Annotated in this window: 20 protein-coding genes; 10 read left to right on the top strand and 10 right to left on the bottom strand. The window is 48.4% G+C overall.

Features of this window, described 5'->3' with window-relative positions:
* Window positions 1-88 precede the first annotated feature (88 nt).
* Entirely contained in the window at window positions 89-1,840 is a 1,752-nt protein-coding gene (locus ACQKD4_RS11100) for a mechanosensitive ion channel (RefSeq protein WP_214695667.1), read from the bottom strand.
* 220 nt (window positions 1,841-2,060) lie between these two features.
* Between ACQKD4_RS11100 and ACQKD4_RS11095 the strand changes: the two genes are divergently transcribed.
* The 4 genes from ACQKD4_RS11095 (at window position 2,061) to ACQKD4_RS11080 (ending at window position 4,625) form a co-directional block, all read left to right on the top strand.
* The gene (locus tag ACQKD4_RS11095; protein WP_026824646.1) at window positions 2,061-2,474 is read left to right on the top strand and encodes a methylglyoxal synthase; all 414 of its coding nucleotides are present in this window, start codon (window positions 2,061-2,063) and stop codon (window positions 2,472-2,474) included.
* A complete protein-coding gene (locus ACQKD4_RS11090; protein WP_427373375.1) occupies window positions 2,471-3,379 on the top strand; it encodes a hypothetical protein in 909 nt (302 codons plus the stop codon). The genes ACQKD4_RS11095 and ACQKD4_RS11090 overlap by 4 nt, the downstream gene beginning before the upstream one ends.
* 112 nt (window positions 3,380-3,491) lie before the next feature.
* Window positions 3,492-4,007, top strand: a complete 516-nt coding sequence (locus ACQKD4_RS11085) for a general stress protein (RefSeq protein ID WP_214695665.1) — start codon at window positions 3,492-3,494, stop codon at window positions 4,005-4,007.
* Between the two features lie 12 nt (window positions 4,008-4,019).
* The gene (locus tag ACQKD4_RS11080; protein ID WP_427373374.1) at window positions 4,020-4,625 is read left to right on the top strand and encodes a general stress protein; all 606 of its coding nucleotides are present in this window, start codon (window positions 4,020-4,022) and stop codon (window positions 4,623-4,625) included.
* Window positions 4,626-4,662: 37 nt separating this feature from the next.
* On the opposite strand, the gene ACQKD4_RS11075 is transcribed toward ACQKD4_RS11080, so the two are convergent.
* Genes ACQKD4_RS11075 through ACQKD4_RS11065 form a run of 3 tightly spaced genes read right to left on the bottom strand, consistent with a single transcriptional unit; the run spans window position 4,663 to window position 7,949 of the window.
* A complete protein-coding gene (locus ACQKD4_RS11075) occupies window positions 4,663-5,625 on the bottom strand; it encodes a 2-hydroxyacid dehydrogenase (protein ID WP_427373373.1) in 963 nt (320 codons plus the stop codon).
* 48 nt (window positions 5,626-5,673) lie between these two features.
* Entirely contained in the window at window positions 5,674-6,816 is a 1,143-nt protein-coding gene (locus ACQKD4_RS11070) for a YcjF family protein (protein WP_427373372.1), read from the bottom strand.
* A gap of 14 nt (window positions 6,817-6,830) precedes the next feature.
* Window positions 6,831-7,949 (bottom strand): GTPase, encoded by a 1,119-nt coding sequence (locus ACQKD4_RS11065; protein WP_214695657.1) that lies wholly within the window; start codon window positions 7,947-7,949, stop codon window positions 6,831-6,833.
* 80 nt (window positions 7,950-8,029) lie between these two features.
* On the opposite strand from ACQKD4_RS11065, the gene ACQKD4_RS11060 reads away from it, so the two are divergent.
* Together ACQKD4_RS11060 and ACQKD4_RS11055 are read left to right on the top strand one after the other, a co-directional pair.
* A complete protein-coding gene (locus tag ACQKD4_RS11060; RefSeq protein ID WP_214695655.1) occupies window positions 8,030-8,419 on the top strand; it encodes a VOC family protein in 390 nt (129 codons plus the stop codon).
* Window positions 8,420-8,512: 93 nt separating this feature from the next.
* Window positions 8,513-9,313: a formate/nitrite transporter family protein gene (locus ACQKD4_RS11055; protein ID WP_427373371.1), complete on the top strand. Its 801-nt coding sequence runs from the start codon at window positions 8,513-8,515 to the stop codon at window positions 9,311-9,313.
* A 50-nt stretch (window positions 9,314-9,363) separates the two neighbouring features.
* Here the strand turns inward: ACQKD4_RS11055 and ACQKD4_RS11050 are convergent, their stop codons facing one another.
* The 6 genes from ACQKD4_RS11050 to ACQKD4_RS11025 form a co-directional block, all read right to left on the bottom strand.
* On the bottom strand, window positions 9,364-10,836 hold the full coding sequence (locus tag ACQKD4_RS11050) for an alanine/glycine:cation symporter family protein (RefSeq protein ID WP_214876089.1): 1,473 nt from the start codon (window positions 10,834-10,836) through the stop codon (window positions 9,364-9,366).
* A gap of 268 nt (window positions 10,837-11,104) precedes the next feature.
* Window positions 11,105-11,272, bottom strand: a complete 168-nt coding sequence (locus ACQKD4_RS11045) for a hypothetical protein (RefSeq protein ID WP_015880321.1) — start codon at window positions 11,270-11,272, stop codon at window positions 11,105-11,107.
* 1 nt (window position 11,273) lies between these two features.
* Window positions 11,274-11,477 carry a YwbE family protein gene (locus tag ACQKD4_RS11040; RefSeq protein ID WP_015880320.1) on the bottom strand — a complete coding sequence of 68 codons (204 nt, stop codon included), beginning with the start codon at window positions 11,475-11,477 and terminating at the stop codon, window positions 11,274-11,276.
* A 57-nt stretch (window positions 11,478-11,534) separates the two neighbouring features.
* Window positions 11,535-11,873, bottom strand: a complete 339-nt coding sequence (locus ACQKD4_RS11035) for a hypothetical protein (protein ID WP_214876083.1) — start codon at window positions 11,871-11,873, stop codon at window positions 11,535-11,537.
* Between the two features lie 54 nt (window positions 11,874-11,927).
* On the bottom strand, window positions 11,928-13,583 hold the full coding sequence (locus tag ACQKD4_RS11030) for a glycoside hydrolase family 13 protein (protein ID WP_427373497.1): 1,656 nt from the start codon (window positions 13,581-13,583) through the stop codon (window positions 11,928-11,930).
* Window positions 13,584-13,712: 129 nt separating this feature from the next.
* Entirely contained in the window at window positions 13,713-14,474 is a 762-nt protein-coding gene (locus ACQKD4_RS11025; protein ID WP_427373370.1) for an alpha/beta hydrolase, read from the bottom strand.
* A 374-nt stretch (window positions 14,475-14,848) separates the two neighbouring features.
* Between ACQKD4_RS11025 and ACQKD4_RS11020 the strand changes: the two genes are divergently transcribed.
* The 4 genes from ACQKD4_RS11020 (at window position 14,849) to ACQKD4_RS11005 (ending at window position 22,499) form a co-directional block, all read left to right on the top strand.
* Window positions 14,849-18,355 carry a lamin tail domain-containing protein gene (locus ACQKD4_RS11020; protein WP_427373369.1) on the top strand — a complete coding sequence of 1,169 codons (3,507 nt, stop codon included), beginning with the start codon at window positions 14,849-14,851 and terminating at the stop codon, window positions 18,353-18,355.
* 99 nt (window positions 18,356-18,454) lie between these two features.
* Window positions 18,455-19,657 (top strand): NAD(P)/FAD-dependent oxidoreductase, encoded by a 1,203-nt coding sequence (locus tag ACQKD4_RS11015; protein ID WP_427373368.1) that lies wholly within the window; start codon window positions 18,455-18,457, stop codon window positions 19,655-19,657.
* Between the two features lie 45 nt (window positions 19,658-19,702).
* Window positions 19,703-20,356 (top strand): hypothetical protein, encoded by a 654-nt coding sequence (locus tag ACQKD4_RS11010; RefSeq protein ID WP_427373367.1) that lies wholly within the window; start codon window positions 19,703-19,705, stop codon window positions 20,354-20,356.
* Window positions 20,357-20,489: 133 nt separating this feature from the next.
* Entirely contained in the window at window positions 20,490-22,499 is a 2,010-nt protein-coding gene (locus ACQKD4_RS11005) for a catalase (protein ID WP_427373365.1), read from the top strand.
* The last annotated feature ends 82 nt before the right edge of the window (window positions 22,500-22,581 follow it).

Genomic DNA, 22,581 nt, shown 5'->3' with positions numbered 1-22,581 from the left:
CACTCTTTTCTTTATCTATCGACCAGATTCCTTTCTAAGTTGAACACAAAAAACGGACCTCCACATGGGAGATCCGTAAAAGAATCATTTAAGGGCGTAACGGGCCATCGTTGTCGTCTAGTGAACGATTGTCTTGATCCGGAGTGATATTGTCGTGGAACGGATTTGGTTCCGGTCCGTCTACGTGATCGCCTGTTGAATCATGAACGTCTCGTTTCACTTCGTTCTTCGATTGTTCCGCTTCCTGCTTCGACTGCTCAACACCTTGTTTAGCTTGCTGTTTCGCAGCTTCCGCTTCACGACTCATCTGTTCCTTTTCTTTCTCGAGTCCTTCTTTTGAAACTTCCGTCTCATCAATACGGTGCTCCGCTTTTTTCAAGTAGCGCGCTGCCGTCTCGCGACCGCCAAGACCGAATGCAAGACCGAAGGCGAGAGCAACGGCTCCAAGAATGAGGAGGAAGGCCGTATTGACAATCATCGGCGCGATGCCGAGTTGACTGATGGCCATGAAGAAGACGAGTCCGAGAATCGCATATTTCGCTACGTAGCGAAGCGCGCTCGGTTGTCCTGCGCCATCGACAAGTACACTTCCGACCAAACGTTCTGCCATATTAGCTAACCAGAAGCCAACTGCCAAGATGATGAGTGCCGCAATCACCATTGGCAAGTAAGCGAAGATCGCAGTGGCGAGAGACGCCATGAACTCGAGATTCGCCACCTGAAGTGCTTCAGATACGAAGAGTAAGATGACAATCACTTGTACAACGACACCGACCACTTGGGCGATCGACATCGAAGATGCTCGTTCCCCGAAGCCCATTTTATGAGCCAATGAATTGACGCCAAGGTTTTCAAGGAGCGATACAACGACACCTTTCAACCATCTTGCCACGAACACACCAACGAGGACGAGGACGATTGCGACAAGGATGTCTGGAATCATGACAAGGACATCATTAAGCATCGCAATCGCTGGTTCCGAGATGCCTCGAATATCAAGCGCTTCAAGTGCCGAAATCGTGACCGGAATCATGATGAAGATGAAGACAATTGTACCGATTGCTTTCGCAAGACTCGATCCCTTCACATAATCAGAAAGGTGGAATCGCTCTGCCAATCGATCTAATCCTGCCGCTTCAAGGAACTTCGTCAAAATATCACGTACAATCTTCGCGACGACATAACCGATTGCGAAGATGAGCGCTGCCGCCACAAGCTTCGGAATAAATCCAAGGAAACTGTTTAATAAGTCTTCGAATGGTCCGCTGACCCCACGAAGTCCAAGTGCGTCAAGTACAGCCGGTAACGCCAATAAGAGGACGAGGTAGAAGACGATATTCGCGACCGTATCGACCCATTTCGTTTGGTTGACACTTGTCGATTCTTGTCCCGTCTTTTCCATCAACTTGCTTAAGTTCAAGCGATGTCCCGCCATTTGAATCCCTTTTTTCAAAAGGGTAGCGATGACCCACGCAACGAGTAAAATTAAACCTGCTTTAATCACACCGATAATCAACCCAGAAAATCCTTCATAAATCTGACTGAATGGCTCTGTGATTGCAGGAACGTTCATAAATTCAAAGATAATCAGGAATGCGAGAAGTAAGACTCCAAAGAACACCACTTTTGCAATAATGCGTTCAGGTGTCCACTTATCTCCTTTTTCCCCCTCTTTTTTAATACCGGCCCGCTCATCGAGTCGTGCTTTCTTCAATGCTTTTCGTGTCACGTTTTCCAATACTTTCGCCAAGATATAACCGACTACGAGAATAACAATTGCTAGTAAAAGTTCTGGTAGCCATGACATGAACGAATTGAAGTTATACGTTGTATTGTTCATTGAATCTTCCTCCTTTTTTTATGAAATGATTGCTTTTCCTTAACAGTGCTACTTCTTAAATACCTATATTTCAAAATCATCAAACATCATGCATATGACAACTCTTTCACATCACTATTACGATTCAATGGAAATGGGTACGTAAGTAAGAGAGAAATCGTGTCAAATCCCGCGAGATATGATACGAATAACATGAGAAGTCATTTTAGGAGGAATTCGAATGAACATCGCTTTAGTGGCTCACGACAAAAAGAAAGACGATTTGATTGTTCTCATTAAAACGTATGCACATATTCTAGAAAAGCATCAATTGTTCGCAACAGGTACAACCGGTAAGCGGATTGCGGAAGCGACCGGGTTACCGGTGCATTGTTTCCGTTCAGGACCTCTTGGAGGGGACCAAGAAATTGGAGCTGCCGTCGCACGCGGTGAGATGGATATGATCATCTTCTTCCGGGATCCATTGACTGCCCAACCTCACGAACCAGACGTGAGCGCATTGATGCGTCTTTGTGACGTGTATTCCATCCCCCTTTCGACAAATATGGGAGGAAGCGAGATTTTGATTCGAAGCATCGAACAAGGTGATTTCGAGTCGCTTAAACTTTCTCATAATGACGAACCACCTGCATGACCATGACAAACCAAGAAAGGAGAGGAATCTCCCTGGAACCGAATATGATTCATGACCCGAACGTCCAACAGTTTTTCAACGAAGTGCGCAAGCGCTTGATTGAACTGATTGGAGATGAGGCGGAAGCGGATCGCCTCTTGCTGGCACTCGCCGGCTATATCCGCCATGCGGAGAAAAGTGGACAGTCGTTAGATAGTCTCTTAAACCAAGATCCGCATGAGTACGCTCGTTTCCTCATCGAACAACCAGAAACAAATGAAGAATATCGCCGTCGCTACCACGTCTTGATCGATGCCTCGGATGAATTAAAACCTCATGAAAAAGCTCAAGCGAATCGAGATTTCGATTGGGCGGTCAATCAACTGGACGAAGCCAAACTCTCATTGAAAGAGATTGAAGTACGTGATCTTGCATTCCTCGCTTATACGAAAATAGAAGCGCTCAAATCATCACGTACGATTTGGAACCGTTTCGGCTGGTTACTCGGTATGATTTTGGCATTCTCTTACGCCAACTTACTGCTCGTCATCGATGATGTATTCAGCGGACGGTTGTTCACTGCACCGATTTCGACATATCCAATCGACTATCTAGCCTTCCTGTTACCTGTCCTCGTGACCGGTGCGATCTTTGGTATATTGACCCGTTTTCGGCACCATATTCATACGCTCGGACGACGGATCGCCTTCGCTTTACTCATCGTGGTCGTCTATGTCACGTCCATCTTTTTGATTCAACCGCTCCTCATGACACTTGGTTGGTCGTTCATCATTCAATTGACCCCACTGTATGCGCTCATTTTGTTAGCAATCAGTGGTTTTATGGCCATTTGGACGTTGATTGAGTTCGTCTGGAAGAGTACACGTTGTTCACTCGGGGACGACACGCTCATGCTTTATTATTAATCTGCGCCATTCCTATTAGGAGATGGCGTTTTTTGTTTCAATTGTGGATAGAACGGAAATTACTCCTATTGTGACGCTAATTGAAGGTTGGCCAAATTTAAGGGGGTATTCGATGTCAGAACGTAAAATGATTGGTCTGTTTCAAACGGAACAGGAAGTCATGCATAAAGTAGACGAGTTGAGGGCTGCAGGGGAAGCCGAAAAGAATATGCATGTCGTTGCCAAGCGAGATGGGGAAATCTCCGCATTGCGTGACCATACGGATGTAAACGCCGAGGCTGGAGTTCGAGACGTAAATTTGCTCGATCGCGTGAAAGCATTCCTACATGGAAGTGACCGTATCCGCGATGAACTTCGCAACATGGGGCTCAGCGACGCCGAGGCAGAGCAATACTATGATGCCATCGACGAAGGTCAAATCTTACTCTATGTCGATCGTCATTCTTATGATCGCTACCCGAACATGTACAAAAAAGATAGTGAACTCGATCATGACAAAGGTGAGAAGGCAGATGGGATCGCGTTTGATGCAAAGCCGTTCAATGATCATGACGAGGAACCAAAAGGGACAAAGGATGACCCGATCGTTCGTGGACATTCTGGCTTAGAAGACCATCGACGACTATAAGGAGGAACTACTATGAACGAGAAACGATTCATCAGTATGCACGATACACAAGACGCGGCGCTTGGAAAAATCGAAGAGTTGCGGGCAAAAGGGTACGAAGACTCACACATTTATGTCGTCACAAAACATGAAGACAACGTATCGATTTTGAGACGGGACACGGATGTTCATACAGAAGCTGCACACCATGCAAGTTGGTTCGATAAAGTTCGCGCCTTCTTGAGTGGTCATGAAGATGTTCATGCCGGCTTACGAAACATGGGACTCAGCGAAGAGGAAGTAAAACGTCACTATGACGACGTTGAAGCCGGTAAGATTCTTGTCTATGTCGATGAAGACTTTGAGCGTCGCCATCAAGATGGGGTGACGGTCGACGCGAAACCGTATCAAGACGCATCATCTACCCATCTCGGGAATCACACGGACGATGGTTTGGAAATCGACTCGAAACCATATCACGAGGCCCAGACCGTCGATTCAAGTCATCCGGTAGATCCGGAGCAAGATAAACTAGATGAAGAAACGAAGAAACCTGACCGAGAAGAAAAACTACGTGGTCTCGATGATCGTGCGTATCGAAATGACGTCGAAGACCCAGATAACATCCGACGCTTTTAATTGTAAGAAGAGCCTGACGCGCGCGTCAGGCTCTTTGTTATGTCAAACGATTCTTCGGTTCTTTTCCTTCAAGCACGTTCACGATGGCGTCTCGATTCAACGCCATCATCGCCAGACGTGTCCGAATTGAGGCACTCCCGATATGCGGTAGTGTCGTCACGTTCGGAAGCGTCAATAGCGGATGATCTAGGTCGACCGGTTCTTTCGTGAACACGTCGAGCCCAGCACCCCAAATCTTTTTCGATTTGAGCGCCTCATACAACGCCTGTTCATCGATGATTTCTCCACGAGCCACGTTGATGAAGATCGCCGTTTCTTTCATCTTGGCAAACTCCTCGGCCCCAAGCATTCCACGCGTCTCGTCCGTGAGCGGCGCGAGAACGACGACGAAATCAGATTGCGTCAACAGTTCATCGAGCTCCGCATAGGTGAAGCCATACATCGACTCCGACTCGTGACGACGCGTCCGATTATGATATAGGACGTCCATGTCAAACCCTCGCGCTCGTCGTGCGACCGCTTCACCGATTCGTCCCATCCCGATGATGCCGAGCTTTGCTTGATAGAGATCCATGCCGACATACCCCATCGGAAGCCACGACTTCCACTCACCGGCACGTAAATCACGCTCGGCTTCACCGAGACGTCGCGCCGTCATCATCATGAGTCCAAACGTCAAGTCCGCTGTCGTTTCCGTCAAGACGTCCGGTGTATTGGTCACGATGACACCCTTCTCTTTCGCTGCCTTCAAGTCGATGTTGTTATAGCCGACAGCCAAGTTGGAAACGACCTCTAAATGCGGTGCACGCTCAAGCACTTCATGGTCAATCGTGTCACTAAGCATCGTCCAGAGCGCATGCGCAGATGAGACTTCTTCTAGAAGCACCTCACGAGGAACACTCTGCCCTTCATGTTCCCACATACGCACGTCATAGTGTTCACGAAGCGGCGCGACCGCTTCTTCCGGCAAGCGTCGCGTAATATAGATTCGTTTTTTCATCTTTCTCCCCCTCTCTACGATTACTTGTAGTCTAACAAAAGGGAGTCGTCAGGATGGTTGATTCGACTTCGGATTTTGTTTCAAGAACTGTTCAAACAACGAACCGAACTCTTGATTCAACAACTGCTCGATTGTTTTTGAGGAGTCCATCGCATTTCGATAGGCAATTTCGTTGATGGCGAGTCCGATCGCCCACGTGATCCCTGAGGCAACTGTCGCATTGATGACACCGGCTGCCGCATTCGCTCCCGGGAAGAACTTCATGACATTCAATAGAATCGTTTTCGATAACGTACGTCCGATTTGTGGGATAATCGTGCTTCCAATGAGCGTCTTCAGTAAATCATCACTCGCCTTCACGCCCCAATAGCGAAACAGATGGACGCTCATCGTCACTTGAATCGGTGTCAAGGCCACGGCATCTGCAAACGGAAGCGGGACTGCAGCGGCCGTTCCTGCGCTCGCCACATACCCTGAAATGATTCGATTGGCCTTCTTCCGTTTCAACTTGAGCATCGTCTCACTCTCTGCTTGAATCTCCATCAGGAGTCCTTCCTGCAAAGAAGCGTCTAGCTGTTCAACCGACCATACAATCAATCGTTCCCAATCGACAACCTGTCGTAACGTTTCATCGTTCAGTATTTCCGAGGCGATACTGACCTGAAACACGGATTCCTCCGATATGACCCCATCCAGTTCATTTCGCAATGCTGTCAGTTCATCTAAATCGACCTGATCGATTTGTGTAAATAAGACAGCGACAGCAGTCGATTCACGAAGACGACGAATGAGCGCCTTGTCGAGTGGCGTGACACGTTTTGTCGCGGCGTTGATTGTGTACCAAACGAGATGGATTCGTTCGGATGCTTCTTGTTGCTTTGCGTTCTCCACAAACCCGATGACTTCTTCCTCGTAATGTTGTTGGCGTGCACTCCCGATCTCGTACCCTTCGCTATCAAACAACGTGACCGCGATATCGTCACTCTTATATTGATGGATTCCCCGAGTGACGGGCTCCCCTGCCGCCACCTTTGTCAAATCCCGACCGAACACATGGTTCACGACCGAACTTTTCCCCGCGCCCGTCGCCCCTGCGATGAGGATGTTTGGTTTTTTTACATTTCCACGAAGTCGCTCAAGTTCTGCTTTCAAATCATAGTCTTTAAAATCAAACCGCTTTGTCGATTCCATTCTCGTTTCCCCCTTTATGAGTTGAGCGTCTGTCCAAGTTGACGCATCTCGCGCTCAAAGCCACGTCGAATCTCTTCTTCAATCGTTTGTTTCACAGATGTGTATTGTTGATCGATGGCCTTTTTGATGCCTCGTTCTGCTGTTCGGCGCTTGAATGCCCAATAAATGAAATGCACCCCAGGAATCATGCCGAGAACCATCTTTCGGACCGTTTTTCCGAACGAATAGTCAAATCCGAGTTCGACTCGTCTCGTTCTAAATAGATGGTCTGCTTGTTCACCGACTAATGGGTACCGTTGCATGAGTTGGATATAGTGACGTACCCCTTCTGCCATCGCATCTTCTGTCGTCACGGCCGCCTGCTCGAGTGTTTTCTCTAGATCCTTTTCAATGTGACGGGCTTTCCAACTGATCATCGCCTGTGGGGTGAGCATACGGATTTTTTCTGCCGAATCGATACTTCGAATCCTCCAATCTTCCAACTCTTCTAAAAGATGATTCGTCAGATTGATGGGAAGTTTTCGTTCGATGTCTTTCCAAAGGTTCGTCCGATTCCGTTTCCATACGTCTTCGTAGCCTCTTACCGGAACACGTTTCCCGGTCAGTAACTTCTTCTCGACACTGTTGACACGAATGATGTCCCCTTCATCGATTGGCAGTTCACGTAACAATACCCGTTCCATCGCTTCTGCCTTCTGCACACTCATCGGGTCTTCTTCATTGAAGTTGGTCAGAATGAGGGTGACGTTGCTCCCCCGTTCATATAACGGCTTTAAAATCGCCTCAAGCTCGTATGCCTCGACACGTCCTGACTGCACGGATAACAAGTAGTAAATGGTGTGAAACCATTCTGCGATATCGAGCGCCCCTTCGCGCTGATGAACGATGGATAGGATGGCTTGATGCCACTCTTCGGAACGGTCTGCCTCGAGCCCCCACGTATCAAAGAAACGAAACAAGATCCCCCGCTCTAAATCGTAATACTCATATTCATGAAGCCCTTCTGCAGTGACCGGACTTCCGGCACGCGATTCGGCGACGTCATGTCCATATATATAATTGATGAACGCACTCTTTCCGACGCCAGTTTTCCCGGCAATCAAAATATTCGAGACGAGCCCTGTCCGATCCATATGCTTCCTCCCCTATTCGTTGTATAGTTCAATTATACCGAATGGGGCAACTTCAAACGTCCATCGAAAGGATGATTCTCATGCTACACCATGTTGAACTATACGTATCCAACCTAAATGACAGTATACGTGCTTGGGAATGGCTCCTCTGTGACCAGCTAGCGTACACGCTCTATCAGTCGTGGCCAGAAGGTCGAAGCTATCGTTACGGCGATACATATCTCGTGTTCGTTCAGACAGAGGAAGACCACCTCACTCCGCCCTACCATCGAAAAAAGACCGGACTCAATCACTTGGCGTTTCATGCCTCATCGCTCACACAATTAGAAGAAATCCGACAACAGCTCGCGTCACACGGTTTTCGTGAGTTGTATGCTGACCGCTTTCCTCACGCAGGTGGTCCGAACTATACAGCACTGTTTTTTGAAGACCCGGACCGCATCAAAGTCGAACTCGTGGCAACGATGTGAACGGTTTCGTGAGAACTTCTTGAAAGTTTGTGAAAACAATTGCAAACTTTTGACCAACCTCCTAGACTGAAAATGTCTAAAGGAGGTCTTCTCATGGAAAAGCAAGTCATCGACTATATGGAAGAAGCCGCATTTAAAAAAACGTCATTGCTTCAGCAATCATTTTCGCAATACATGTTACGTTCGATCATCGCTGGGTTTTTGATTGGGATCGGGGTCGTCTTCTCGTTCACGGTCGGAAACATGTTCATCGATGTGCCCGGCACGATGCTCATCGCCGGCGCGAGCTTCTCGGTCGCGCTCGTCTTCATCGTCTGGATGGGGGGAGAACTGTTTACGAGTAACACGATGTATCTCTACACCGGGGCGAAACGGGGTCGTGTCGCCTGGTTAGACTTAGCAAAAATATGGGGACTCAGTTGGTTCGGTAACTTGATCGGTGCCGTCATCCTGTCGCTTCTCGTCATCGGTGCCCATAGCATGGGAGAAGTGACGGGTGACCACCTACTAGCTGTCGTCGCCGCGAAAAAAATCGGTGGAGATGCCCTCGCGATTTTCCTGAAAGGCATCTTGTGTAATGTGCTCGTCTGTTTGGCCATCTTCATGCCGCTCAAAACGAACAACGATGTTGCGAAGATCATGCTGACGATGATTCCAGTCGTCGTATTCTTTGCTGCCGGGTTCGAGCACTCGATTGCGAACATGGGCGTTTTCGCGCTTGCGCTTCACTATGTACCGTCGGACTTTATTAACTTCAGTGGTGCCCTTTACAATCTGTTCTTCGCTACACTCGGTAATATTGTCGGTGGTGCGTTGTTCATTGCCGGAAGTTACTTATATTTGAATAAATCGGAGACGGATCAAGCCGTCAAACCGATGCGTCAACGCGCATAAAAAGACAGGGACCCCGATTAGCAGGGTCCCTGTTTGTTGCATTTTACGAATTAAGATTTTGAAGAATCAGCAGCGGCTGCCTGAACAGAACCTTGTGCCACTTCGTCTTCTTCCACGTCCCAGCACTCTGTGTTCTCGATGCCGAGTTTACGAGCAGAGAAGCGTGGGTTGAGACCTTGAGCACGTTGCTCTTCGTAGTCTTTAAGAACTTTGAAGGCAACGCCACCGAGCAATGTGATGGCCGCGATGTTGATCAATGTCATCCCTGCCATGAAGAGGTCAGCGAGGCTCCATACGAATCCGAGGCTTGCGACCGCTCCGATGAAGACGAATGCCATTGTTGCGAGACGGAATCCGAGGACTGCACCTTTGCTCTTCTTGATGAATTCGATGTTCGTTTCACCGTAGTAGTAGCTTCCTGCGATTGAGCTGAACGCGAACAAGAAGACGCTGATAGCAATGAATGCTGGAGCAAGCGCCCCGATTTGTTCAGTCAAAGCGTTTTGAAGAAGGACGATCCCTTCACCGTTCCCTGAAGCATAGCTGTCTGAGAGAAGGATGATTGCTGCAGTTGCCGTACAAACGATCAATGTATCCAAGAATACACCGAGAGCTTGAAGGAAACCTTGTTTCGCTGGGTGCGATACTTCAGCAGCAGCTGCTGCGTTTGGTGCAGAACCCATACCAGCTTCGTTCGAGAAGAGTCCACGACGGACACCCATTGAGATTGCAGCACCGATTGAACCACCGACCGCTTCGTCTAAACCGAATGCGCTTTGGAAGATCATCGCGAACACAGCTGGAAGTTCAGCGAAGTTTACAACAACAACGTAGAGTGCGATTGCAAGGTACAAGACAGCCATGACAGGTACGACGATTGCCGAGAAGTTCGCGACACGTTGTACACCACCAAAGATGACGAGACCAGTAAGGACGACTAAGACTGCTCCACCGATGACTGCATCGACGCCGAACGCGTTATCGAATGCTGCAGCGATTGTGTTCGATTGAACTGAGTTGAAGATGAGACCAAATGTGACGGCGATGAGAACCGCGAATACGATTCCGAGTGCACGGTTGTTCAATCCTTTTTCGATGTAGTAAGCCGGACCACCACGGTACGCAACATCGTCTTTCACTTTGTATACTTGAGCCAATGTACTTTCAATCATGGCTGTTGCTCCACCGAGAAGGGCAACAATCCACATCCAGAAGACCGCTCCCGGTCCACCGAGTGTGACGGCTACCGTAACCCCTGCAAGGTTACCTGTACCGATACGAGTCGCAGCACCGATGAAGAATGATTTCATTGGTGTGATACTCTTTCCATCTTTTGCTGGCGTCACGTCCGATTTATCTGTAATCGTCCGGAACATTTCTTTTAAGTAACGGAACTGCATAAATCGTGTTCTGACCGTGAAGTAGATCCCAGCCCCGACGAGCACGGCGATCAATACGTACGACCATAAAATGTTGTTCAAAAAGTCGACGCTTCCCTGTAACAAACCTTGAATCGCTTCCATGAATAAGTTCCTCCCTGTTGTGTGAATCTGAAGTTGAGAATTTTTTATGATGTCTTAGTTCTGAATTATACAAAGATTCTGACAATTATCAATAATTTTTTTATAGGTGATTTCACTATTTTTTCACATGTTTTAAGCAAGATTCCTTATTTATAAGCACTTAAAGCGCTTACATAAAAATGTTTAGAAATATTAAATCATATTTATATTCATTGATAATGAAACGCATATTCAAAAAAACAGCCACTCTTTTCGAGTAGCTGTCGTCTTAAATACCAGTACGTTTCTTCTGGTTATTTGGTTTTTTCGTCAATTGGCTCGTCAACGGTTTTTGTTTTGTACCATGTAAACCCGTCGGAACCTTTGTCTGGTTCTGTTTCTTTTCTGCCAGCTTTTGTTTCATCGCTTCTTGAAAAGATAGTTTTTTCTCACTCATCTTACTCACCTCCAGCTTCGATCACTTTCACACGACCGACCTGTCCATCGCTCAAACGCACTTTGATTCCGTGCGGATGACGTGGCGAGTTCGTCAATATATCTTGAACGACGCCTTTCGTCAGCTTCCCGCTTCGTTGATCTTGTTTCAAAACGATTTGGACATGGAGCCCTGGGCGAATGTCAGCACGTTTCGTTCCATCCATACCCGACACCCCTTTCCATTTAGTCAATCTCTATCATATGCTCTTTTCCCTTATTTGTCACAGCCTATTCCAGATCCCGATTTGTCGCATCGGTTCCGTCATATAACTTTGATCGGTTTGCAGCGTCTTCTCCGGAAGCGGATCATGGAGCACAATACGGACTCCCCGATGTGAGAAGATGACATCAATAACCTCGTTTCCGTCTATATCGCGAAGTGTCGCTGTTCCTTGAAGAGCATGAAAAGCTTCCGAGAACGCTTCCGCAAAACTGAGGTACGCTGTCACGGATGTTACAATCCAGCTTTCCTCAATTTTTAAGGTTAATCGTTCACGAGTGGCACTTTCGATCACGACGTATACAGAATCATTCCCATTCGAAAATTCAATCGTATGCATCCTCACCTCACCCCTCATTCAAAAGAGGTACCTCCCTAGGAAGGTACCCCTCTATCATAAACGATATAATCGCGCTGCAAATGGTCGTAGCATGAATGTCTCGGTATCAATCGTCTCCGGATCGATTTCATTCGTCATGACAAGCGTCGCACCCGCAATCTCCGGGATGGTTACTTCTGCCGGGTTCGCGGTCAAGTTGACGACCACGAAGAATCGATTGTTCTCAAATGTACGTTCATAGACGAAAGCCTGCTTATGCTCTGGCAAGACATCACGATAACGACCGTACGTAAACGTATCTTCGGCCCGGCGAAGACGAATCATTTCCTTGTAGAACGAGAGAATCGAGTGCTGATCGTTTTGCTGTGCCTCGACGTTGAGTGTCTCATACTCTTCGTGAATCGGCATCCATGGGGTTGTCGTCGAGAAGCCGGCATGCGGTGACGCATCCCATTGAATCGGCGTTCGCACGTTATCACGGGATATGCCCCATACTTGCTGCATCGAGTCGACTTCACTCATCCCGTTCGCAATCCGTTCGAAGTATTCATTCTTCGTCGCGACGTCATCGTAATCATGGATGGATGGAAGCGGTACGTTCTTCATCCCAATCTCTTGTCCCTGGTAAATAAACGGTGTCCCGTGCATAAAGAAGTACATCATCGCGAGCGCGGTCGCACTCTCCCGCCAATAATGATGCTCATCCCCAACGAGCGAGACCGCCCGCACCATGTCATGGTTTTCAATATATAGCGCGTTCCAACCCGTCTCACGTAAACCTTGTTGCCACTTATCGAAGATTCGTTTCAACTCGACGACATCGAGTGGGGCCAGACGTGACCGCCGCATAATGTCGACATGATCAAAATGAAACGCCATATTCATTGCGCCGTTTTCTGGACCCATCCAAAGATCTGCTGCTTCCGGCTCAATCCCGTTCGTTTCACCGACTGTCATAATATCGTATTTCGAGAACGTTTCCCGTTTCATCTCTTGAAGATAGTCATGGATGCCGTCGATGTTCGAGTACATCGAGAACGCCGTGACGACCGGCTTGCCGTCAGGCGATGGGAGCATCGTTCCCGTTGGCATCTTTTTAATGTGACTGATCGCATCGACACGGAATCCGTCCACCCCTTTATCGAGCCACCAGTTAATCATGTCATAGATAGCCGTCCGAACTTCACGGTTCTCCCAGTTCAGATCCGGTTGCTTCTTCGAGAAGACGTGTAAGTAATATTGATCGGTCTTTTTATCGTATTCCCAAGCAGAGCCGCCAAAGATACTTGCCCAGTTGCTCGGTGGCGCACCGTCTTTTCCATCTCGCCAAATGTACCAATCCCGTTTTGGATTATCTTTAGAGCTTTTCGATTCAAGGAACCACGGATGCTCATCCGATGTATGATTGACGACGAGGTCGAGCAACAGTTTCATGCCACGTGCATGTACGGCCTCTAATAGCGCATCGAAATCCTCCATCGTCCCGAACTCTTCCATAATATCTTGATAGTCACTAATATCATATCCGTTGTCATCGTTTGGCGACTTATACATCGGACAAATCCAAATCACGTCAATGCCAAGGTCTTCTAAGTAATCGAGCTTTTCGATAATCCCACGTAAATCTCCGATTCCATCCCCATTCGAATCTTTGAAACTTCGTGGATAGATTTGATAGGCAATCGCCTCTTTCCACCATGCGCGGCTCACTTCTGTTTGTTTTGTTTGGCTGAACAACGTCTCCATACGGCACGTGCCTCCTACAATAAGGTATGATTCACATCTACCATAGCACTAGTGCAAGCGTTTGCAAAGAATCAGCTCACAAAAAAATGCAGTTTACACTGCATTTGAATGAAGCGCCCCAACTTGTTCACAAAAAGTAGCGATGAGCTTCGATAAGTGTTTCCAATCATGGTCCATCGTCGCGACGTGATACGAGTTCGGGAGCACCGCATATTCTTTTGTACCTTGCAATTGATCGAACAACCAAATCGAATCGGTCGGTGGCACGACGTTGTCGACTGCCGAATGGATGACATATGTCGGCACATCAACCGACCCGACGTGCGGGCGTACCTCGTCAATCAATGAAAGCAATTCCCGAATCGCCTTTGTTGGCACGCGGTCGTAGACAATCTCGTATACATCCTCTGCTAGAATGTCGGGCGCGTCTTCATCGATGAATCGACACTCGGTATCTGACGCATGACACGCATACCCAGGTACGGACAAGGCTGCATTGATTGTGACGATGGCATCTGCCTTTTCTTCAAGCGCAGCTTTGAGCGCTAGCGTCCCGCCCATTGATTGACCGACGACGATGACCGTCCGACACGATTCACGTAATCGGTCGATACCTTCAACCACACTCTTATACCAACATCGATGAGTCGAACATCGAAAATCTTCCGGGTCTGTCCCGTGTCCTTTTAAACGCGGAGCATACACCGTAAAGCCTTGTTTCATCAGTTCGATTCCGACGTCTTGCACACTCTGAGGCGTTCCATTGAATCCGTGACAAAGCAAAATACCAATTTCGTTTCCTTCATAATAAAATGCGCCTGCTCCAGGAATGACTGGATAGTTGATTACTCTCATTACTGCCTCCTTTTAATACCCACTTAACCGATACAATTAATTCGTATTAGAAGAGTGTAAAAGTTATCGACCCAACCGTCAAGTTCTTCATGTTTCGTTTACCTTGTCATCAAACTGTAATCATAACTTCGTATTTAGTGGATTGAGTTCTGACGTCTGCTTGGTTATGTTTAACATGTAGTTAAAAACTTGGGAAATGTGTTTGTCATTTTTGACAATACACGAATAATTTTTCAAGTGATTCGTTAAAAGGAAAGTAATGTAAGCGTTATCATGTTGTTTTTTGATAAAAAGGAGGGGTATTTATACTCAATTTATGATGGTGCACAATGGGGAAATCGAATCACACAATTACATCCAAGGGAGACTTACACATGGGGAAACCAACACAATCATTTAAGGCAGTCACTGGCCTCGCTTTATCGGCAGGACTCATCGTCAGTAGCATGACGCCGATCGCGGCAAATGTACATGCTGAGACGTTGAATGCTTCAGACCTCTTCATATCAGAGTATGTAGAAGGGTCAAGCAACAATAAAGCCATCGAGTTGTTTAACGGAACGAACGCGACAATCGACCTTTCTGCCTACAAGATTGAACTCTATTCAAACGGTGGCACGACTGCTGGAAACACATTGAATTTGACGGGAACACTCGCACCAGGAGCTACATATGTCATCGTGAACGGTAGTGCGTCGGACGCATTGAAAGCGAAATCGAATACGACGAGCGCTGTGACGAATTTCAACGGAGATGACACGATTGTCTTGAAAAAAGGAGACACTGTTCTCGACGTCTTCGGTCAACTCGGTGTCGACCCAGGTACGAAATGGGGAACGACCGTCGCGACTGCCGACCAGTCACTCATCCGAAAAGATACGGTCACGCGTGGCGACAGTGACGGAAGCGATGCTTTCGATCCTGCTGTCGAATGGACATCGACACCACAAGACTCATTCGATAACCTCGGGGTGCATACGTTCCAAGGCGTCGAGTACGGCGATGGCGGTACGACAGAACCACCTGCACCGGTCACACCGATTTCAATCGCAGACGCACGGACAAAAGCAGAAAATGAGACGGTCACTGTAAAAGGAGTCGTCACTGGAAAACTCGCGAACACGATCTCGATTCAAGATGCGACAGGTGGTCTTTCCATCCGTCCGACGTCCCTTGCGGTCAACGTTGGAGATGAAGTCGTCGTCACAGGCGTCGTCGGTTCGTATCGTGAACTCCTTCAATTGAACAGCGCGGTCGTCGTCTCGAAACAAGCAGCGACGCTTCCTACTGCACAAGTAGTAACGGGAGAACAAATCAATGAAGACGTCGAATCAGAACTCGTAACCGTCAACAATGTCACGCTCACAGGGAGCGGTCAAAACTTGACGGCAACGGACGGAACGAAAGAGTTCATCGTCCGTGACGAGCGGGGCATCCTCGATTTGCAGACGGACGTGAACTATTCATCTATCACAGGAATCGTTCAACAGTTTGACGATGCTTATCAAATCATCCCGCGTGACCCATCGGACACGGTCATCGATACGTCGGTCCTTCGCCCGGCCGTCGCAAAACCAGGTGCCGGCACGTTTGTCGGACCGCAAGACGTCACGCTCTCAACGACGACGGCAGACGCCGAAATTTTCTATACACTCGATGGATCTGATCCGAAAGAGAACGGGAATCGTTACGAAGGTTCGATTCGAATCGAAAACTCGACGACGCTGAAGACGGTCGTGAAAACAGGCGACACGTTCAGTGCGGTCTCGACGTTCTCATATAAGATCACAGATAAGATTCGCATTCACGACATCCAAGGAGCAAACCATACGGCTCCGATGAACGGACAGACGGTTGAGGGCGTCGAAGGAATCGTCACGTCTACGTTCGTCTCGAGCGGGACGACGTATTACTTCATCCAGACACCGGATGCTGAAGCCGACAACGATGCACGCACATCTGAAGGGATCGTCCTTTACGGTGGACGTTCAATCGTTGGTATTCAAGTCGGTGACCTCGTCAAGGTGAACGGGAAAGTGAGCGAATACGCGATTGAAGGATATAGCGATCGCCAACAGACGGACATGAAGATGACGCAAATCGATACACGTAACGGAAAAGTCGAAGTCGTCGCGAGCGGTGTGACACTCCCGACTCCGATTACAATCGATGCTTCAAACCTACCGACAGAGTTTATCGATAGTGATAACCTCGCCGTCTTCAACCCGGAGAAGGACGCGATTGACTTCTGGGAAAGCCTCGAAGGCATGCGCGTTCAAACGAACAACTTGAAATCGGTCGGACCACAAGAGTACGGTGACCTCGTGACCGTGCTCGAAGATACGCCAACGGAGACTTACAATGGTGGTGTCTTATTGAAAAAGAACGACGCAAACCCGGAACGCATTCAATTCCGTCTCGAACCGAACGCAGAAGCGCGTGACTTCGATGTGGCGACAGGCGACCGTTTCAACGGGCCAATCGTCGGTATCGTCGGTTACTCATTCGGAAACTACAAGATTCAAGCGTCGCTCGAAGACATGAAAGCTGCCTTCGTCAAAGGGGATGCGCAGCGTGAGAAGACGTTCATCGAAGCGGAAGAAGATCAATTGACGATTGCGTCTTACAACTTAGAAAACTTCTCGAACAACATTAAAGAAACATCAGATGAGAAGGCGCTCAAATTGGCAAAAGCATTCGTCAATGAATTGAACAGCCCTGACATCATCGGCGTAACAGAAGTACAGGACAACGATGGACAAGACAAAGGTGCGGGTTCTGCCGCTGACCAAAGCTATCAACGCTTGATCGACAACATCGTCGCTGTCGGCGGGAAAACGTACAAGTACGTCAACATCGACCCTGAGAACAACCAAGACGGTGGCGCACCGGATGCCAACATCCGCGTCGGTTTCTTGTATGACCCTGCGCGTGTATCGTTGACGGATGGAATGCCTGCTGGTGACGCGACGACGGCAGTCGGATATGTTGACGGGAAGTTGACGCACAACCCGGGACGCATCGACCCGACGAACGAAGCGTTCGACCGCTCACGTAAACCGTTGGCAGCTCAATTCGACTTCCAAGGCGAGAACGTGATCGTCATCGCGAACCATTGGAACTCAAAAGGCGGCGATACTGGATTCTTCGGTTCACAACAGCCGGTCGTACTCGGAAGTGAAGTACAACGTAAGAAAATCGCACAAGTCGTCCACGACTTCGTGGCGGATGTGAAGACGAAAAACCCTGAAGCGAACGTTGTGGCACTCGGAGACTTTAACGATTTCGAATTCTCGGATGCACTTCAAATCTTTAAAGGTGACTTGATGACGAACATGGTTGAGAAAGTCCCTGCTGTTGACCGCTACTCATATGTCTATCAAGGAAACTCACAAGTACTCGACCACATCCTCGTGTCGAACCGCTTGGCCGCTTCTACGAAGATTGACATGATTCACGTCAATGCGGACTTCACCGAGATGTCAGGTCGCGCGAGTGACCATGATCCGGTTCTCGCACAAATCGACTTCACTCCAGAACCTGAAGTGGAATTGACGCGTTACACGGTAGAAAATCATCCAGCCGCTCGTCTCGTCCTTCAAGAGGACTTTATCGGTGTGACGATTGGAAAAGGAACAAACTTTAAAAACGGAATCTTTGTCCGTGGCGCTTACACGGAATTGACGGGTGATACGTTGAAAAACGTCGTCGTTCAAGTGAAACCGAAAGAAGCCGGTGCCATCATCGACTTCAAAGGCGCAACAGTGAAAGAAGTGATCGTTGACGGAAAAAACCTTGCCGAGATCCGCGGGGCGAAAAATGTCCAGCGCATCACGTATGCGAAAGGTGCTTCCCCATCATCCATCATCATCAAGAAATAACATGTTGAAACGCAGACACATCGTCTGCGTTTTTTTTGGTTTCAGCTCCCTTGAAGCGGGGATAAAAAGGAAGATGCTGAATCATGGAGGATGAAACTGATGGAATTGTATAACGGAGATTTATATTGGCCAACGACCGAATCAGATGAAGTAGTGTTGCAACAACCTGAGAAAAAAGAGCAGTATGACGTGCTCGTCATCGGAGCCGGAATGTCGGGAACGCTGACAGCTTACACGTTGCAACAGGATGGTGTGGATTTTGCGGTGCTCGACGGACGAAAAGTCGGAACAGGCAGCACGTCGGCCAACACCGGTCTTATTCAATATTCAAATGACATTATGTTACATGAACTCGCCGAAAAAATCGGAGAAGACGCGGCGGTACGCTTCTATCGTCTTTGTCTCGATGCCGTCGAATCACTTGATCAGGTAGCGGAAGATGTCGGGGCATCCGATATTTATATTCGCCGGGATAGCCTTTGTTTTGCGAGTGAAGAGGCCGATGTTTCCAAATTGAAACTTGAGTATGAGATGCTTTCGAAGCATGGTTTTGAAGTGGAATGGCTTGATCGCGATGCATTGCGTGAACGTTTCCCATTCGACAAACCGGCGGCCTTGATCACAAAAGGTGATGCCGAAGTCAATCCGCTCACGCTCAGCCGTCAAATCATTCGTCACTTATCGAAACAAAACGTCCCGATTTTTGAAGAAACATCAGTAGATGAAGTCGTTTCAGACGGCGAAGGATGGATTGTCCTCACTTCAAACGGTACATTCAAAGCGAACAAAGTCATTTTTGCGACAGGTTACGGTCCTGCTCCCCTACTTGATTCTCATCGAATCGATTTGAACCGTTCATACGCCATCGCAACGAATCCGATTGCAGAGTTCAGCGAATGGGAAGGACGCGCACTCATTTGGGAGACGAAACGACCATACCTATATTTACGTACGACTCCGGACGGTCGGATTATCGCTGGTGGTCTCGACGAAGACAAGGCAGAGACGCCTCACGATGAGGCACTCATGAACGACCGGGCTGAACGGGTGAAGGAGAAAATTGCAGAACTCTTCCCGATGTATGACCTCGAAGTCGATTATGCCTGGGTCGCCTTGTTTGGAGAATCGGTAGACCAACTCCCGTTCATCGGAGAGCACCCGAATCGACCGAATTTGTTTTACTTGCTCGGATATGGGGGAAATGGGACGGTGTACAGCATGCTCGGCTCTCGCATCCTGAGCGCCCTCGTTCGTGGTCAGCATCATCCAGACGCTGATCTCGTTCGGCTAGATCGAACGTAACCCCTATTCTTGGGGGTTGTTACATATTGAAGGAGTGTTTTTGGATTGAAGAAAAAAAGAAAAGCAAGGTGGGTGTACACGTTTCGCCGACTGATCGTGTTTGTCGTCCCTCTTGGCTGCGCCATCTGGTTTTGGCCAAACGAGTCGACACCCACCACGCAATTAAAGTCTGAACAAGTCTCTATTTCCGAGGAAATATACACGATCGAAAAGCGTTCACCCGTTGTAGAAGATGATGTGACTCGATATGAATATGATGTTGTGGTGCATGGTGAACCAAATACGGATGAACTTCAATCCATTAGCCATGACGTCATCGAGAACGTCCAACAGTCCGACCAATTCCAGGCCGCCTTGTTACGATTTTATGATGACGCCGCCTATATCGGGACAGAACCCCCACTCGGTGAGGCCGTATTCGCTCCTGAAGGCGACTATGCGCTTGCCGACTGGGTCGAACCTGGTCAAACAGACGAGATGATGTTCGGCTGGCAGCTTCGTGAGAAAGAGTGGTCGACGAAACTGACTGGAAAAGAGATTCAAATCTGGGCGTTGTGGCAGGAACAATATACGAAACAGGATCCAGACGACCCGGACGTGAAATCAAAAGTGACGCGAATCGTCTCCAGTGAATATGATCTTGACCCGAAAATCGTGCAACAAATCGTTTTGAAGCAACACGTATGGGCCGCGCTATAAGTGAGTTACCCATTTGTGTGAAATCTCTCTTTTTTGAAAAAAGAGGGATTTTTTTATTTGGGTTAGGGAACACCGATACAGTAGGTCAAAACGTGACTTACAACGGTCAGTCATACTTAAGGGAGGCAATCACATGGGGAACAAGAAAGAAGAGCAGTTAAAACAACATACGATTGATAACGAACAACAAGCAGGCTTGACGACGAACCAAGGATTGAAGATGGCGGAAGATGAATTCTCACTGAAGGCAGGGCGTCGCGGTCCGACCTTGATTGAAGATTTTCATTTCCGGGAGAAGATGACCCACTTTGACCATGAGCGGATTCCAGAACGGATTGTCCACGCTCGCGGCGTTGGGGCACACGGAGAGTTTCACGTATATGAACCGCTCGCCGAAATCACAAAAGCTGATTTCTTGAACGATCCTTCGAAGACAACACCGGTATTTGTCCGTTTCTCGACCGTCCAAGGCTCGCGTGGGTCTGCGGATACAGTCCGTGACGTACGCGGTTTTGCGACGAAGTTTTATACAGACGAAGGGAACTACGACCTAGTCGGAAACAATATCCCTGTCTTCTTTATTCAGGATGCCATCAAATTCCCAGACCTTGTTCATGCCGTAAAACCTGAACCGCATACGGAAGTGCCGCAAGGGGGAAGCGCGCACGATACGTTCTGGGACTTCGTCGGACAAAACCACGAGACCGCTCATATGGTCATGTGGGCGATGAGTGACCGGGGAATTCCACGTAGTCTACGCATGATGGAAGGTTTCGGGGTCCATACGTTCCGTCTCGTGAATGCAGAAGGAAAGGCACATTTCGTCAAATTCCATTGGAAACCGAAGCTCGGCGTCCATTCACAAGTATGGGACGAAGCTCAAAAAGCAGTCGGGAAAAATGCGGACTTCCACCGTGTCGATTTGTATGAAGCCATCAACAAAGGCGATTATCCGGAATGGGAGCTCGGACTCCAACTCATCCCTGAAGAAGATGAGTTCAACTATGACTTCGACATTTTAGACCCGACTAAACTGTGGCCTGAGGAAGAAATCCCTGTGAAACTTGTCGGGAAGATGACACTTAACCGAAACGTCGATAACTTCTTCGCTGAAACCGAGCAAGTCGCCTTCCATCCGGGACACCTCGTTCCAGGAATCGATTTCTCGAACGACCCGCTCTTACAAGGGCGCTTATTCTCTTATACAGATACGCAACTCTCGCGTCTCGGTGGACCAAACTTCCACCAGATTCCGATCAACAAGCCCGTTTGTCCGTTCCACAACAATCAGCGTGACGGCATGCATCAAATGGCCGTCCACAAAGGACAGACGAGTTATCATAAAAATGCGCTCAATAACAATCAGCCTGAACCCGTACCAGCTGACCAAGGCGGATTTGAGCATTATCAAGAGAAAGTCGATGGACATAAGATTCGGGGACGCAGCGACAGCTTCCTAGACTTCTATTCACAGGCGAAACTCTTCTATAACAGCATGACCGATGTCGAAAAGCAGCACATTCAAGACGCCTGCAGCTTCGAGCTCGGGAAATGTGAGTCGGATATGGTGAAAGAGAACGCCGTCGATTTATTAAATCGGATCGATCGCCATCTCGCCGAGGTCGTCGCTGACAATTTAGGCGTGCAAGTACCTGAAGAAAATAACGAAGTCCAGTCAGACAAGACGTCCCCTGCCCTCTCGATGGCGAACACGATCAAAAAACCAGACACGAAGAGCGTCGCCCTTCTCCTCGCCGGTGACGTGGATGCGCATCAAGTGAAGCAATGGGTGAAGCAACTCGCCGACCACAACGTCAATTATAGTCTCGTCGGTAAGAAAGCCTATATGCTCGGTGACTTGAAAGTAAAAGAGACGTACGACACGGTCGACTCGAGCCTCTTCGACGCCGCCTTCTTGGTGAGTGCCGCAACCTCGGTCGAAGATGATGTCCTCGAGTTCATCGAGAATACGTATAAGCACTATAAACCGCTCGCCCTGCACGTGCATCATAAAGAAGCACTCGCAACATGTCGCGTGAAGACAGACCAGCCTGGCGTCTTCACGTTTGATGCGCATAACCTCGATGGATTCGATACGTTCATCGACGGAATCGCGACCGCCCGCTTCTGGGACCGCGCTTAACGATACCACTCGACTCGATTCACGAGTCGAGTTTTTATTTGCTCCATGAACTCATGGAATGCACCATCTCAGACAATCTTGT

It is taken from the genome of Exiguobacterium sp. NPDC077395 (assembly GCF_050269125.1).
In the GTDB taxonomy this organism is placed as follows: domain Bacteria; phylum Bacillota; class Bacilli; order Exiguobacteriales; family Exiguobacteriaceae; genus Exiguobacterium; species Exiguobacterium aestuarii_A.
The sequence above is the reverse complement of the archived record's forward strand: the minus strand, read 5'-3'. Positions and strand labels throughout refer to the sequence as shown.